Below are 16,058 nucleotides of genomic sequence, written 5' to 3' on the forward strand. Positions count from 1 at the left end.
GGAATGCGAAAGCGCAATCCCATGCTGTTCGCAGCGCTGATGGCGCTGGCCACCCCCGCCCTGTCAGCACCCGCCGCGCCCCCCGCTCCCGCAGATTTTCGCGCCCGCCTGCCGGAGGATGAAATCATCTATTTCGTCCTGCCCGACCGTTTCAACAATGGCGATCCGCGCAATGACAAGGGCGACTTTGGCGGCGACCGGCTGACCCATGGCTATGACCCCACGGCCAAGGGCTTTTTCCATGGCGGCGACCTCAAAGGCCTCACCCGGCGGCTCGACTATATTCAGGGGCTGGGCGCGACCGCCATCTGGGTCGGCCCCATCTTCCGCAACAAGCCGGTGCAGGGTGCCAAGGGCCAGGAAAGTGCGGGCTATCACGGCTATTGGATCACCGACTTCACCCATGTCGATCCGCATTTCGGCACCGACGCCGATTTCGCGGCACTGGTGGAGGCCGCGCACAGGCGGGGCATGAAAGTCTATATGGACATCATCGCCAACCACACCGCCGACGTCATCCAATATCGCGAATGCGCCGTTTCCGCCTGCACCTACCGCTCGCGCGCGGACTATCCCTATCAACGGCGCGGCGGCGTCACCGGCCAGCCGATCAATCCCGGCTTCACCAGCGATGATGACCATCGCCCGGACAATTTCGCCCAGCTGACCGATCCGTCCTACGCTTATACGCCCTATATCCCCAAGGGCGAGGAACAGGCCAAGACGCCCGCCTGGCTGAACGACGTCACCCTCTATCACAACAGGGGCGAAACCACCTATCGCGGCGAAAGCGCGACGATGGGCGACTTTGTCGGGCTGGACGACCTCATGACCGAAAATCCGCGCGTCATCGCCGGGATGATCGAGATATTCGGCGACTGGATCGACCGTTTCGGTGTCGATGGCTTCCGCGTCGATACCGCCCGCCATGTCGACCCGCATTTTTGGCAGGCCTTCGTCCCCGCCATGCAGGCCCGCGCAAAAGCCAGGGGCATCCCCAATTTCCACATCTTCGGCGAAGTGTCGGAAAGCGATATCCTGTCCGGCCCGCTCGCTTGGCACACGCGCGAGGGCGGTTTTCCCTCGGTCCTCGACTTCGCCTTTCATCAGGTCGCGATCCAGACCGTCGCGGGCAAGGGCGCAACCGCCCTGTGGGAAAAGATGCTCCAGGGCGATGCCCTCTATGTCGAGGGTGAGGCTACCGCGCGGCAACTGCCGACCTTCATCAGCAATCACGACAACGGCCGCTTCGCGACCTTCGTCCGCCGCGCCTTTCCCGCCGTCAGCGAACAGGAAGTGCTGGACCGCGTCACGCTCGGCCACGCCATGATGCTGACGCTGCGCGGCGCACCGACGCTCTATTATGGCGATGAACAGGGATTTTCCGGTGACGGCGGCGATCAGGACGCGCGCGAGGATATGTTCGGCAGCAAGGTCGCCATCTACAATGACAACCGCCTCGTGGGCACGGAAGCGACGACCGCCACGCCCCGCTTCGATCCCTCGCACAGCCTCTATCGCACCATCGCCTCGCTCGCCCGCTTGCGCACCGCCCACCCTGCCCTGCGCCGGGGCAAGCAGGTGGTACGTGCCCGGTCGGAGGAACCCGGCCTGTTCGCCCTCTCCCGCTTCGACCCCGACACTGGCGCTGAATATCTGATCGCCTTCAACACATCGACCGCGCCGATCCAGACCCATGTCCAGGTCGATGTCCGCTCGGACGCTTTCGCCACGCTGGCGGGCGCACCCTGCGCTGGCCGAGCCGCTGCGCCTGGCAGCCTGGCCGTCACCCTCCCCCCTCTCGGCTACAGCCTGTGCGCTGTCCGCGCGCCGTCTTCGCCATCTGCAAAGTCCCCTGAATGACCGACATGCCTGAACCATGGTGGCGCGGTGCCGCCATCTACCAAATCTATCCGCGCAGCTTCGCCGACTCCAACGGCGACGGTATCGGCGACCTCAACGGCATTACCGCCCGCCTGCCTTATGTCGCGTCACTGGGCGTCGATGCGATCTGGCTGTCGCCCTTCTTCAAAAGCCCGATGCGCGACTTCGGCTATGACGTGTCGGACTATTGCGATGTCGATCCGATTTTCGGCACGCTCGCCGATTTCGATGCGCTGGTCGCCCGTGCCCATGCGCTGGGCCTGCGCGTCATCGTCGATCAGGTCTGGGCGCATACGTCGGACCAGCATGGCTGGTTCGTCGAAAGCCGCGCCAGCCGCAACAACGCCAAGGCCGACTGGTATGTCTGGGCCGATGCCAAGCCGGACGGATCGCCGCCCAATAATTGGCAGTCCGTCTTCGGCGGCCCCGCCTGGACCTGGGACGCGCGGCGCGGCCAATATTATATGCACAGCTTCCTGCGCGAACAGCCACAATTGCATCTGCACCACCCCGACGTGCAGGCGGCCGTGTTCGACATCATCCGCTTCTGGCTCGACCGGGGCGTCGATGGCTTTCGCATCGACGCGATCAACCATTCGATGCACGATCCAGATCTGCGCGATAATCCGCCCGCGCCCGACGATGGCAGCCTGCGCACCCGCCCGTTCGATTTCCAGCTCAAAACCTATAATCAAAGCCACCCGAACATCCCCCTTTTCCTCGAAAAGGTCCGCAGCGTGTTCGACGCCTATCCTGATCGCTTTACCGTCGCCGAAGTCGGCGGCGCGGACAGCGACCGGGAAATGAAGGCCTTTACCCAGGGCGACCAGCGCCTCAACACCGCCTATGGCTTCGACTTCCTCTATGCCCCTGCGCTGACCAGCGACTTGATGAAAAGCGCGCTGCAAAAATGGCCGGCGGAACAGGGGATCGGCTGGCCAAGCTGGGCCTTTGAAAATCACGATGCCCCCCGCGCCGTATCGCGCTGGGCCAAGGATCATGACCCGCAAGCCTATTGCCGGATGAAGATGCTGCTGCTCGCTTGCCTGCGCGGCAATATCTTCCTCTATTATGGCGAGGAATTGGGCCTGTCGCAGGTCGATATCGCGTTCGAGGATCTGCAAGACCCCGAAGCCATCGCCAATTGGCCACTCACCCTGTCCCGCGACGGCGCCCGCACGCCGATGCCGTGGATCGCCGATGCGCCCTATCTCGGTTTCTCCGACGCCAAACCCTGGTTGCCGATCGGGGAAGCGCATCGCCCGCTGGCCGTGGACCGGCAGGAGGCGGATGACGCCTCCCTGCTGCACTGGACCCGTCAGGTGCTGGCGCTGCGCAAAGCCTATCCTGCCCTGCGCACCGGCACCGTGGATTTTCGCGAACTGCCCGGCGACCTGCTCGCCTTTGAACGCAGCCATGGCGGCGAACAGCTGCTCTGCATCTTCAACCTTGGCGATCAGCCGGTCAGTTGGACGCCGCACGATGCGGAACGCTGGCAGCCGATGCTGACATGCGGCGGTGCCACGGCTTGGCACTTCCCCGCCGCCGCCGCCCTCGTCGCCCACTATCAAGGACATATAGCATGACGCGACTGACTGCGCCCACCCTCCGCATTTTGGCCATCCCGCTTTTCGCCCTGTCGCTGGCCCCTATTGCCGCGCGCGCCGATGTCGTCGCCAAGGCCGCCTCGCCCGATGGTCGCATCACCCTGACCGTCAGCCTGGATGGCGAAGGCCGCCCCAGCTACGCCGTGCAGCGCGACGGCCAGCCGCTGATCGCCGACAGCCGCCTTGGCTTCATGCTCACCGACGCGCCCAAGATCGAGCGCAACCTCACGCTGGCGGACACGAAGCGCGACCGGCGCGATACGACATGGACGCAGCCCTGGGGCGAATGGTCGACCATCCGCGACAACCATAGCGAAATTCGTCTCGCATTCCGCGAAAAGGCCGACCTTCAGCGCGAAATGGATGTGACCTTCCGCCTGTTCGACGATGGCGTAGCCTTCCGCTACACCCTGCCCGACCAGCCCAATCTGCACCATGCCAATATCGCCGAGGAACTGACCCAGTTCGCCTTCGCCCAGCCCGGCACCGCCTGGTGGAAGCCCGCCTTTGAATGGAACCGCGAAGAATATCTCTACGACAAGACGCCACTCGATGCGGTCGGCACGGCGCAGACCGTCATGACGGTGAAGCTCGCCAGCGGCACCCATGTCGCGCTGCATGAAGCGGCATTGGTCGATTATAGCGCGATGAACCTGGCGCGGGTGCAGGGCAATATGTTCCGCGCCGCCCTGACGCCGGGCGTTGGCACCGCCAAAGTCTCGCGCGATGCGGGTTTCTCGACGCCTTGGCGCACCATCGCGATCGCCGACGATGCGGCGGGCCTCTACATGAACCACATGATCCTGAACTTGAACGAGCCTAACAAGCTGGGCGACGTGTCGGGCTGGATCAAGCCGGGCAAGTTCGTGGGCGTCTGGTGGAACATGATCAAGGGCGAATGGAGCTGGGCGCGCGGGCCCAAACATGGCGCGACCACGGCCAATGTCCGCCGCTATATCGATTTTGCCGCCGCCAGCGGCATCCCCGCCGTGCTGGTCGAGGGATGGAATGTAGGCTGGGATGGCAATTGGTTCGGCAATGGCAATGCCATGAATTTCTCCCAACCGACCGAGGATTTCGACGCGGATGCGCTGGCGGCCTATGCGAAATCGAAGGGCGTCACGCTGATCGGCCATCATGAAACCGGCGGCTCGGCCAGCCATTATGACGCGCAACTCGACAGCGCCTTCAAATGGGCGGCCGACCATGGCGAACAGGTGGTGAAGACCGGCTACGTCACCGATGCCGGACAGATCGAGCGCGTGAATGCCGATGGCACCCGAAATCGCGAATGGCATGAGGGCCAGTGGATGGTGAACCACTATCTGCGCGTGGTGCAGGCGGCTGCCAAATATAAGGTCAGCATCGACAGCCACGAACCGGTCAAGGACACCGGCCTGCGCCGCACCTACCCCAATTGGGTGTCGCGCGAAGGCGGACGCGGCATGGAATATAATGCCTGGGTCGGCGGCAAGAACCCGCCCGAACATGAAGCCAATCTGGCCTTCACCCAGATGCTCGGCGGCCCTATGGACTTCACGCCCGGCGTCCTCAGCCTGTCCGGGTCGGAAGGCAGCACGATCCAATCGACGATCGCCAAGCAACTCGCCCTCTATGTGGTCTTGTATTCGCCCGTGGTGATGGCCGCCGATACGCCGGAAAATTACGCGAAATATCCCGGCCCCTTCCAGTTCATCAAGGATGTGCCGACCGACTGGTCCGACACCCGCGTCCTGAACGGCGAAGTCGGCGACTATGTCACGATCGCGCGCAAGGAAAAGGGCGGCGATGACTGGTATCTGGGTGCGGTTGGCGACGAAGAAGCCCGCGCCAGCCAGGTGACGCTCGATTTTCTGGATGCCGGGCGCAGCTATGTCGCGGAAATCTACCGTGACGGACCGGGCGCGGATTATCGCACCGACGCGCGCCACGCGATCGTGATCGAGAAGAAGACGGTCAGGAAGGGCGACCGGCTGACGGTCGCGCTGGCGCCCGGTGGCGGTCAGGCGATCCGTTTCGTGGCGAGCGGCAAACCACGCCGGCGCTGACATCCTATTTCCTGTCCTACAGGCCGCGCGCGCTCTATGCTGCCAACCGCGGCCTGCATCGACGTCCGACTTTCCGATAGGATCAGAAACGGGCAATAAAATATCGAAATTGCCGGGAAATATGCGAAGTTAAGGGGCGGATGCGGGATGGACGGGCAACATGACAGCACACAGGTAACCCGCCCGCGGCAGGGGTTTGCCGGGCTGTGGAATATCAGCTTCGGCTTCTTCGGCATCCAGATCGGCTTCGCCCTTCAGAACGCCAATATGAGCCGCATCTTCCAGTCGCTGGGCGAAAGTCTGGACGATCTGGCGCTGCTGTGGATCGCTGCGCCCCTGACCGGCCTGTTGGTTCAGCCGATCATCGGCCATTATAGCGACCGGACCTGGTGCCGGTTCGGTCGTCGCCGCCCCTATTTCTTTGTCGGCGCGCTGTTCGCGGCGGCAGCGCTGATCGGGATGCCCAATGCCCCCGGTCTGCTGGCGGCGGCGATGATGCTCTGGATACTCGACGCATCGTTGAACATATCGATGGAGCCGTTCCGCGCCTTTGTCGGCGACATGCTGGACAAGGATCAGCATATGGCCGGCTATGCCCTGCAAACCGCCTTCATCGGCGCGGGCGCGGTGATCGGGTCGGCCACCCCCTGGATGCTTGACCAGATGGGTGTCGCCAATGTCGCCGTCGGGCCGGGCGTGCCCGACACGGTGCGGATCAGCTTCTATATCGGGGGGGCGGCGCTGTTCCTGGCGGTGCTATGGACCGTGCTGACGACGCGCGAATATGCCCCCGACCAGATGGCCCGTTTTTCGCGGGCAGATGACGAAACCGCCGGTCGGGCACCGGCAACCCGCGCCATGCCTGCAGGTGGAGCAGGCTGGATCGCGACAGGCGTCGTCATATTGGCGATCGTGTGGACCTGGTCGCTGGAAAAGGAACTCTATCTGCTCGGCGCGTTGCTGGCCGCCTATGGCGTGGCGCGCCTCGTCGCCCGCTGGCTCCATGGTCAGGGTCGCAACGACAATCTGCTCAGCCATGTCGTCGGCGATTTCGCGGCCATGCCGCCGCTGATGAAGAAACTGGCGCTCGTCCAATTCTTCACCTGGTCCGCGCTGTTCATCATGTGGATCTATACCACGCCGGTCGTCGCCCAATATATGTTCGGATCGGCCGATCCCGCCAGCCCCGCCTATAATGCCGGGGCCAACTGGGTCGGCATATTGTTCGCCACCTATAATGGCGTCGCCGCTCTCGCCGCCCCGTTCCTGCTCCAACCGCTCGCCCGCCGCATCGGTCAGGCGAACACCCATGCCATCGCGCTGATGCTGGGCGCGCTGGGCTTCTTGTCCTTCCTGTTCCTGCGCGACGCGCAACTGCTGCTGCTCTCGGAAATCGCGATCGGCATCGCCTGGGCATCCACCCTCGCCATGCCCTATGCCATGCTCGCGTCCAGCGTGCCGCAGGCGAAGCTTGGCATCTACATGGGTCTGTTCAACGCCTTCGTCGTCATCCCGCAACTGCTGGTCGCCACCGTCATGGGCACCATCATGCGCCACGCCTTTCCGACCGAACCCATCTGGACCATGGCATTCGCCGCCGGTGTGATGCTGTTGGCGTCGGTGGCAACGCTACGCTGCCGCTAGACGGGGAAATTTCGCCATAGCGGCCTATGGCTGAATATGTCCGTCCTGAAACTATGATGCGCCTTACACGACTCGGCGGTCAATGTGATCGGTGTGCAGAATCGCAGACACGGCCCACAATGCCGATCCGCTACGCGCTGTCATCACTGACAACCTCGGCGCGACCGCGCCGATTAAAACCAATCCCATCAGTGCCAAACGGCATCAGGTCGAATGCTTCTTCAACAAGCTCAAGCGCTTCCGCCGCATCGCCAGTCGGATTGAAACGATGTGGATAAATCCAAGGTAGCTGTCGGCGGATCAAGGCAACTTCCTCAAAAGCTGCCTTGAATCAAAACCTACGCGATTTGGGAACCCCCTTTGTCAACCGCCCTAAACCGTGAGCATCAAGCATCCCAACTGCCTTGCAGGAAGGTGCCTGACTGTCGTGTCGGCCGCCATCGCCAAACAAACGGACTGCCGCGAGGGGGAAATGATCTCGCAATCATTCGCAGTCCAACACATCCAGAATGACGATCCTATCATCGATCAATTTATCAATAATGGTCAAGCCAACTGCACATTTTATCCACCGATCTTCGTCAAATTGGTTTGACATTGCGGCCGGACCCTGCCACCAATCTGGTGGTAGCGCTATCATAGCATATTGCCGGAACACCGGAAGTTACAAGGGAGAGGAAGCCATGAAAATGCATAAGCCTGCTATTCGCGCGGCCTTGTTCGCAGCATAGGCCTTAAGTTCTATCGCCTGCGCGCAGCAAGCGGTTGGTCAGACCACCGCCGACCAAGATACCGTCGCCGCGATCGAGATCGAACCAAACGATCCCATCGCGACCACCAATGATATCGTGGTTACCGGCTATCGCGCGTCGTTGCAAAGTTCCACCAATGCCAAGCGCGAACCGACCGGCTTTACCGATTCCATCTTTGCGCAGGATATTGGTAAATTTCCCGACACGAATATTGCCGAGTCGTTCAATCGCATTCCCGGCATCACGATCAATCGTGACGTTAATGGCGAAGGTGTGAACGTCGCGATCCGCGGGCTTGGTTCCAATTTCACCAACGTAACGCTAAATGGCGCGCCTATCGCGGTGTCTTCATCGGGCGCGACGGACGCGCAGGGAACGGATCGTTCGGTAGACTTAAGCTTCTTTCCTACTGATCTCTTTACGAAGCTGACGGTCAACAAAAGTTACACCGCCAACCTGCTGGAGGGCGGCGCTGCGGGCAATATCGACATGCGCTCAGCGCGCCCCTTCGATCGTCCCGGCACGCGCTTTACCTATAATATCCAAGGTACCAACCAGAGTGGCGTCAATAAGGTCGGCGCGCGCGGCTCAGCAATCTTCAGTACGACAAACGACACGATGGGTATCCTCGTAGGTGTGTCGGGGCAGCGGTTGTTTACCGATAACCGCGGCTTCGAGACGATTGGCTACACGAATCCGGCCCTGACCACCGCCCAGTGCGGCGCGGCGACCGGCTGCAACACGACGGGCGGCGGCAACTGGACCATCCCCGGCACCGTCCCGGCGGGCGCGGGCGGTGGCCTGATTACGGGTCAGACGATCGATCAGGCATGGCTGCTTGCCAACAATCCAGGTGCCTCTATCCAGCAGATCGACAATGGCATCATTCCCCGTCTTGGCCGCTTTACCGCGCAATATGGTCGGCGCGACCGTATTAACGCAATCGCCAGCGCCGAATGGCGTCCCAATGACGCAATGCATTTTTACGTCGATGGCCTCTATGGCTTTAAGAAGAACAATTTGACGCGCGAGAATATCGCCTGGATCGTCCGTAACGGACAGATTATTCCCACCAATACCACCTATGACAAGGAAGACTGCTCGGCTGGGTGCCAGGTGACGAGCGGCACCTACGCCAATTCTCAATTCTTCCTCGAATATCGGCCCCTGACCGAGACCACACACCTTTATAGCGTCAATCCGGGTCTGGATTGGGAAATGAGCGATCGCCTGAAACTGTCGGTTCAGGCCAATTATACCCGTAGTACCTTTCACCGGGAAATCCCCACCGCCGGTCCGGTCACCGCGATGGGCACCGGCGTGACAGTGGACTATGCCGCCAGTCCGAATGGCGCGCCGACGATCACGTCAAACGTTGACCTTAACGATCCGAATAATTTCGTCTGGAACGGCGGGCGCGTCAACATTTCAGACGAACGTCGCGTCAACGAGACCAAGGGCGTTCGCGGCGCGCTGACGTGGGGTGATGAGCGGCTCAATATTCAGCTCGGCGGCAATTATGACGATGTCAGCCGTCGCATCCGCGGCTTCGACAACAGCCAAGCTTGGCAGAATGCCGTGTGCGGGGGCAACCCTAATGTGTTCGTGCCCGGTCCCAATAGTCAGCCGATCTGCGTGGGTGCTGAGTCCGTCGTGCCCGGATCGACCGGCTACCCCAATTATCCGGGCTATGGCACCGGCTACACCGCCGGACAGACCGGTCCCGTCACTTATGGCGGTTCGCTCGTTCCGGTTGGCCAGTTGCCCAACTTCCTGATGCCGGGCCGTGCCGGTTTCGTTACCGTCGACTGGGACAAGTTCAGGAAAGCGTCCAATTACGACACCTTTCATGACAATGCGCCTGAATCGGGTGGTTCGAACACTGGCGCCAGCGGCGGACTAATCCGAGAGAAGTCCTTCGCCACCTATCTGACCGCCAGCGGCAAACAGCAGATCGGCGACAACGACCTGCGCTTCAATGTCGGCGTGCGCTACGTCAAGACCGACCAGACAATCGAGGGCCGCGTGTCGCTCGCCGATCCGCGCAATACGCCCACCGCCTCCACCACGCTCCCCGACGGCGCGCGCTATCCCAGCATCGTCACCATCGTGCGTACCAGCAACAGCTATGAAAAATGGCTGCCTGCCGCGACGGTCGCCTATGATCTGGGCGATCTAGCCGTGATACGCGCCGCCTATTCGAAGACGATGACGCGCCCAGATCCGGCGGCGCAGTTGCCGGGCGTTGGCTTTGGCGATCCATCGGCCGCTACCGCCACGATCGGCAACCCTGCGTTGAAGCCGTATTTCTCCAACAATCTGGACCTGGGCGTCGAACTCTACACCGGAAAGGAAGGTCTGGTATCGTTTAGCGCTTTCCGCAAGTCGCTGACCGGTTTCACCAACAACCAGATCACCACCCAGCCTTTCTCCTTCCTCGCCCAATATGGCATCAATTATGACTCGCTCAATCCCACGCAGCAGCAGGCCATCAACTTACGCGGTGGCCCCGCGGCTGCGACCATCCAGGTCCAGTCGCAGGTCAACGTTCCCAACAAGCTGACCGTCAACGGCCTGGAATTTCAGTGGGTCCAGCCGCTCGATTTCCTGACCGATCGCTTCGGCGTGCGCGGCTTCGGCTTCAACGCCAACGCGACGCTGGTCGATCAACGCAGCGACGGTCCCGCCACCGCCTTCGGGGTCGCACCGTTCACTTACAACGTCATCGGCTATTATGAAAATGGCGGCGTCAACCTGCGCGTTTCAACGACTTTCCGCGAAGGATCGCAAAGCAGCGGTGCTAACCAGAACGGCATTCCTGCCGCAGCCCTCTACTCCGACGACTATCAGCAGTGGGATTTCTCCTCCAGTCTCGATCTCGAAAAGGTCTTCGGATGGAAGGGCGCGCCGCAGTTGACCCTGGATATTCAAAACTTCACCAACTCCACCCTGCGCAGCTACTTCCAGTTCGAAGGTGCTACCTTCACGCAGTATAAGCCAGGCGTCCAATATCTCGTCGGTGTGCGCGGCACTTTCTGAACAAGGACGAAAAGAGAGGGCGGTACAGCGATGCATCGTCCTCTCTTATACCAACGGCTATGGGGGTTAGTGCGCTCTTACAGTAGTCAGGCCGTTTTAGGAAAATGGGAACATTCTGATGCTGTCACGTCGTGATATGCTGTCTGCATCTATCGCTGCGGCACTCGCTGCAAGTCCTCTGCGCGCAGCGGTCAGCTTCGGTGGAAAAGGTGATGGGTTTGAACTGGCTGGTCCCGGCGGGACCATCCCCCTTTTCGTCGAGCCAAGCGACTTCGCAGGCGTGCTACGGGCGGCCCGCGACCTTGCCGCAGATGTCGGGCGCGTAACCGGAACGGATGCCTCCTTCTCGCCCACGCCGGACCAACCGCGGATGGTGCTGATCGGAACATTGGGGGAAAGTCCGACGATTGACCGGCTCGCAGCAACCGGCAAGATCGATGTCGCACCGATAAAGGGCAAGTGGGAAAGCTATAGCTTACAGACGGTTCGTAACCCGATGCCTGGCATTGAGGAAGCGTTGGTCATCATCGGCAGCGACAAGCGCGGCACGATCTACGGAATTTACGATTTGTCACAGAATATCGGCATATCCCCCTGGTATTGGTGGGCGGATGTGCCTGTCATTAAGCGGGATCGGATCCGCATTTCCTACGGAAGCTATTTTCAGGGTGAGCCGGCGGTCCGCTATCGCGGCATCTTCCTGAATAACGAGGCGCCCTGTTTGTCCGCATGGACTGCGGAAAAGTTCGGCGGGATGAATGCAGATTTCTATACGAAGGTGTTCGAACTGCTGTTGCGGTTGCGCGCAAATTACCTCTGGCCCGCCATGTGGAACAACGCCTTTAACGAGGACGATCCCAAAAACGGTCCGCTGGCGGACGAATATGGCATCGTCATGGGCACATCCCATCACGAACCGATGAACCGCGCGCACAAGGAATGGACGTCGCGTAGGCCCGGAAACGGCGAATGGAATTATGTGTCTAATCGTCCGGCGGTGCAGCAGTTTTTCCGCGAAGGTGCGCGGCGTAGCAAGGACCGCGAACTGCTGGTGACGATGGGCATGCGGGGCGACGGCGATGTCGCACTGGAAGGCACGGGCGGTATCAAGTCCGATGTCGCATTGCTCGAAACGATCATCGCCGATCAGCGCCGGATATTGCAGGAGGAAACCGGCAAGCGGATCGAGGACATTCCGCAGGTATGGGTGCTGTTTACCGAAGTTCAGAAATATTATGATGCGGGTCTGAAGGTACCCGAAGATGTGACGCTGATGTTCGCCGACGACAATGTCGGCTACATCCGTCGCCTGCCCACCCCGCAGGAGCGCGCGACCCGCACTGGCGGCTTTGGCGTCTATCATCATATGGATATGAACGGCGGACCCTATAGCTATAAATGGGTCAACACCAATCCCTTCCCTAAAATCTGGGAGCAGATGAACCTCGCTCTGGAATATGGTGCCAACCGCATCTGGATCAGCAATATCGGCGACCTGAAGCCACTGGAACTGCCCATCGAGTTTTTCCTGGCGATGGCTTGGGATCCCAAGGCGGTGACCAAGGAACGGATCGCGGAATGGACCCAACTATGGGCGGCGCGCGAATTTGGTTCGACCCACGCAGCTAAAATTGCCAGTCTGGTGTCGCGCTACGCCAAATATAATGCTTGGCGCAAACCCGAACAGTTGCGGCCGGACACATATAGTCTGCAAAATTTCAGAGAAGCCGAGCGCATGGTCGCCCTGTGGAAGGCACTACGTAGCGAGGCCGAGGCGATAAACGAAGCCCTGCCGGACATATACCGCGCCGCTTATTATCAGTTGGTACTCCATCCCATCAAGGGCTGCTGCAATCTGACCGAATTGCTCGTCGCCGCCGCGCGCAACGCATGGTTTGCCGAGCAGGGTCGTGCGAGCACCAACCTGGAATCTATCGAAGTGAAGCGATTATTTTCGCAGGCGCATCAGATACGCGATACCTATAATCGCGATCTATCAGGTGGAAAATGGAACCATCTGATGGACCAGACCTATATCGGCTATTTCGATTGGTATCAGCCCACACAGGATATCAAGCCTCCCGTATCTGAGCTGGATTTGAATGACGTCGCCTCATTTGGTGTCGCTGTCGCAGGCAGAACGGAGGCGTGGCCGGGCTTCTACTTACCGCCCAACCTGCCGACATTCGATAGCCTACGCCGTGAGCGTAGCTGGATAGAAGTTTTTCCTCGCGGCAAGCGATCGATAACCGCCAAAGTATCGGTCAGCGAACCCTGGATTGGCCTAACCCAGGAGGCTGCCTTTTCGACCAGTGCTGCCGATCGCCGCTACTGGGTGGACATCGACTGGAGCAAGGTGCCGGAAGGGATGTCCAAGGGATCAATCACGATCAGCCATGGGGACGACGCAACTAGCGTTTCCGTCGCAGTCAACGCCATAAAGGCTTCGGCCGAACAAATGCGTGCGGCAAAAGGTTGCTGGGGCAGCCTGTCCGGGCCTTTCTCCATCCCGGCAAACGGTTTTGAGCGCAATGTTCCTGTCGGCGATGTCCGGTGGGAGGCGATCCCCGACTATGGCCGCGTGGAAGCCGCCATGTCGATTTTTCCGGTCGATGCGCTCTCAATCGTCGATCCGACCAAAGCGCCGCGCCTCGACTACTCGATCTTCGTCGGCGAAACGGGAGAATGGACATTCGATCTAGTTACCGCCCCGACGCTCAACGTGAATCCTGCTCATCAGTTGTCTCTTGCTCTGTGGGTTAATGATGGCAAGCCGCAGATCATATCTGTTTTTAGCCCCGAAAGGCGCGAGACCGAAGAGTTTCTCGGCGCTGCACATGATCATGATTCCCGAACGGATATGCGCATCATGCGGTTCAAAGCCATGATTGCCCAGGCTGGACGGCACAAGCTCAGCATCGCCATGGTCGACCCTACTATCGTGATCGAATCCATCATCGCTTATCGAGGTAAGTTGCCAGAAAGCTACTTCGGACCGCCCAGCATCCGGATCGGCGAACCAACGCGCTCGTGAAAAACCATTTTATGGGTTGATCCATATGCAATTTCGATCGCGGCTTTGTAACGTGAAAGGCCGCTTGCGCGCTGCATCGCCCGCCACGCTCGCAGGCATGTCGCTAGGGCAGGCGCAGGACGCAACGAAGGTATAGGCGGTCATCGTCTTCTTCTCCAGGTTCGAGTTCGCATCCGAACCCTACCAGAAGATCGACGGTGGCCACCCTATCAGGGAAACCTTCCTACACCACCCCGTGGGACACAACCGCGCCTGCCTAGGCCGACAGTCGAAGGGGCTACTCTGGACGAACGGTTCTGAGTAAAGTCATCACGCTCAAGTTTAAAACTACTATCAACTATTTCGAATGCTCATGGCTGTGTAATCCTTTGTTTTACAAAGGATTTTTCATGACATAAAATTATATTGGATGGTAGCGTTGGTGGGCCCGGCAGCAACCGAAATGCTTAATTTTGGGGTTGAAAACAAAGGATTTTTTCTGCGCATCTTGCGATCATGCCCGCAATTATGCCCGCAGAAGGATCCGGCTCCATAGATCGCACTTTTCTCCTTATTAAACAGATATTTACTTCTATTTCCATCCTCTCCTTCCCTTCCTGATGCCTTGCTTTCAGCTAGGTTGCGAAATGGGTGGGTCGAGCCTTGATTGTACAAATGATATTTTCGGCTCTTGCGTGAACATTGCGCAGGTGTCGGATGATCGCAAGTGAGCGTTTGGATGACAGGGCAAGCCCGATCCGCGTGCCGCTTGGACGTACTTGCGCCGTTGCAGTATCTTAATTTTTTGATCAGAAAATGTGCTACGCGCATTCGCTGTCCGCCCGGGACAGAGCGACTTCACAGAAGTACGCCGCAAAGCGGCTTCGCTCTGTCCTGAGCGGACAGCGAGGCAATTTTTTACCTGTTATCTTAACGGCATAGATAGCGGTTGCCCGTACGTTCATTGGCCGGAAATCGTTACGCACGTATCTGAGGAAGCATGATACAGATAGGCCATTATGATGTTCTGGAGCGGCAGCGGGAAAAGCAGCGCTCGCGCAATCAGGACGATCGCGACCTGCACAGCGGCGCAGTGTCGATCGACCAACTCGCCCATCAGAACGGCTTTTTCGACGGCCTGCCGATCCGCCGCGCTCGGATAGGCAGGCGTGGTTCTGTCGCTATTTGACGGACGGCCATCTCCCGCCTAGGGCGGTACTCGACATAGCAAAAATCCTCAGCGACGATCATCGAGCATTCGTTGTTGGCGGCCAGGCGCTGAACCTCTGGGCGGAATATTATTCGGAAGGTGCAGCCGAACTTCTGGAATTCAGACCCTATACGTCGAAGGATATCGACTATTTCGGGCAGTGAGGTGTGGCGGAGAAGCTGGCTGCAGGCCTGGCCGGGAGCATAGACGTTCGCTCCCCCGACGACACCACGTTCCAGACGGCCATCGTTCATGCGACGGTTCAGGGCATCGATATAGAAATAGACTTCCTCTCCCACGTCAAAGGCGTGCAGCGCGGTCTTGAGGCGGGTGTCGTAGATCTCATCTTGCCCTACGATCATGAAGGTAAGGAAACGGAATTGGCCATCCGGCTCATGCACCCCCTCCATTGCCTTCAAAGCCGTGTCGCCAACGTAATAGACCTTGGACGTACTGACGGCACCTCGCGCCGCCAGCTTGCAGCGGCACCGATCGTGCTTCGGGAGTATATCGCACAGAGCCTCGCTGACGGGGAGAAACGCGAGGCGATCGACATCCTGCGAGCATTGTTCGAATATCTCCGCTCAGATATCAACGGACGCAAGGCGCACGGGATCCTGCGGTATGATCCCATCGAGATATTGCGTCATTTCCTGGATGACGAGCGGCTCGACGCACGTTGGCGGGAAAAGAGCCTTGCAGGCATGATCGCGAAGCTCGAAGGCAAACGCACATTCCTCGGCCGTGTGCTGAGTAAATTAGGACGATCGGACAGCGAACGGCGAATCGCCCAAGCCTGATTGTTCGGCGAATCGCTACGTCCCTTAATCTCAGCGGGAGATAACACGGAAACTCGCGTCA

Annotated in this window: 9 protein-coding genes and 1 pseudogene; all 10 read left to right on the forward strand. The window is 59.8% G+C overall.

From position 1 onward, the window contains the following. Positions 1 to 3 precede the first annotated feature (3 nt). The 10 genes and pseudogenes from BSY17_RS19710 to BSY17_RS19755 all read left to right on the forward strand — a co-directional run bounded on the left by BSY17_RS19710 (position 4) and on the right by BSY17_RS19755 (position 15,997). A complete protein-coding gene (locus BSY17_RS19710; protein ID WP_083217167.1) occupies positions 4 to 1,863 on the forward strand; it encodes an alpha-amylase family glycosyl hydrolase in 1,860 nt (619 codons plus the stop codon). Beyond that, the gene (locus BSY17_RS19715; RefSeq protein WP_069066740.1) at positions 1,860 to 3,470 is read left to right on the forward strand and encodes an alpha-glucosidase; all 1,611 of its coding nucleotides are present in this window, start codon (positions 1,860 to 1,862) and stop codon (positions 3,468 to 3,470) included. The genes BSY17_RS19710 and BSY17_RS19715 overlap by 4 nt, the downstream gene beginning before the upstream one ends. Beyond that, positions 3,467 to 5,539 carry a glycoside hydrolase family 97 protein gene (locus tag BSY17_RS19720; RefSeq protein WP_069066741.1) on the forward strand — a complete coding sequence of 691 codons (2,073 nt, stop codon included), beginning with the start codon at positions 3,467 to 3,469 and terminating at the stop codon, positions 5,537 to 5,539. The genes BSY17_RS19715 and BSY17_RS19720 overlap by 4 nt, the downstream gene beginning before the upstream one ends. A 147-nt stretch (positions 5,540 to 5,686) precedes the next feature. Then, the gene (locus BSY17_RS19725) at positions 5,687 to 7,183 is read left to right on the forward strand and encodes an MFS transporter (RefSeq protein WP_069066742.1); all 1,497 of its coding nucleotides are present in this window, start codon (positions 5,687 to 5,689) and stop codon (positions 7,181 to 7,183) included. 100 nt (positions 7,184 to 7,283) lie between these two features. Further along, positions 7,284 to 7,472, forward strand: a pseudogene (locus BSY17_RS21975) (IS5-like element ISLpl3 family transposase); the annotation flags it as partial. A gap of 559 nt (positions 7,473 to 8,031) precedes the next feature. After that, on the forward strand, positions 8,032 to 10,974 hold the full coding sequence (locus BSY17_RS19735) for a TonB-dependent receptor (protein WP_237236398.1): 2,943 nt from the start codon (positions 8,032 to 8,034) through the stop codon (positions 10,972 to 10,974). Positions 10,975 to 11,092: 118 nt separating this feature from the next. Continuing rightward, entirely contained in the window at positions 11,093 to 14,008 is a 2,916-nt protein-coding gene (locus tag BSY17_RS19740; protein ID WP_083217169.1) for a glycosyl hydrolase 115 family protein, read from the forward strand. Positions 14,009 to 14,987: 979 nt separating this feature from the next. Then, on the forward strand, positions 14,988 to 15,176 hold the full coding sequence (locus BSY17_RS19745; RefSeq protein ID WP_069066745.1) for a hypothetical protein: 189 nt from the start codon (positions 14,988 to 14,990) through the stop codon (positions 15,174 to 15,176). Next, complete coding sequence (locus BSY17_RS19750) at positions 15,173 to 15,361, forward strand: hypothetical protein (RefSeq protein WP_069066746.1); 189 nt, start codon at positions 15,173 to 15,175, stop codon at positions 15,359 to 15,361. The genes BSY17_RS19745 and BSY17_RS19750 overlap by 4 nt, the downstream gene beginning before the upstream one ends. Positions 15,362 to 15,364: 3 nt before the next feature. Further along, positions 15,365 to 15,997 (forward strand): hypothetical protein, encoded by a 633-nt coding sequence (locus BSY17_RS19755; protein ID WP_069066747.1) that lies wholly within the window; start codon positions 15,365 to 15,367, stop codon positions 15,995 to 15,997. The last annotated feature ends 61 nt before the right edge of the window (positions 15,998 to 16,058 follow it).

It is taken from the genome of Sphingobium sp. RAC03 (assembly GCF_001713415.1).
In the GTDB taxonomy this organism is placed as follows: domain Bacteria; phylum Pseudomonadota; class Alphaproteobacteria; order Sphingomonadales; family Sphingomonadaceae; genus Sphingobium.

Coding starts and splice junctions, on each gene's coding strand:
- BSY17_RS19725 (WP_069066742.1), top strand. CDS start 5,687: ATGGACGGGCAACATGACAGCACACAGGTAACCCGCCCGCGGCAGGGG.
- BSY17_RS19745 (WP_069066745.1), top strand. CDS start 14,988: ATGATACAGATAGGCCATTATGATGTTCTGGAGCGGCAGCGGGAAAAG.
- BSY17_RS19720 (WP_069066741.1), top strand. CDS start 3,467: ATGACGCGACTGACTGCGCCCACCCTCCGCATTTTGGCCATCCCGCTT.
- BSY17_RS19710 (WP_083217167.1), top strand. CDS start 4: ATGCGAAAGCGCAATCCCATGCTGTTCGCAGCGCTGATGGCGCTGGCC.
- BSY17_RS19740 (WP_083217169.1), top strand. CDS start 11,093: ATGCTGTCACGTCGTGATATGCTGTCTGCATCTATCGCTGCGGCACTC.
- BSY17_RS19715 (WP_069066740.1), top strand. CDS start 1,860: ATGACCGACATGCCTGAACCATGGTGGCGCGGTGCCGCCATCTACCAA.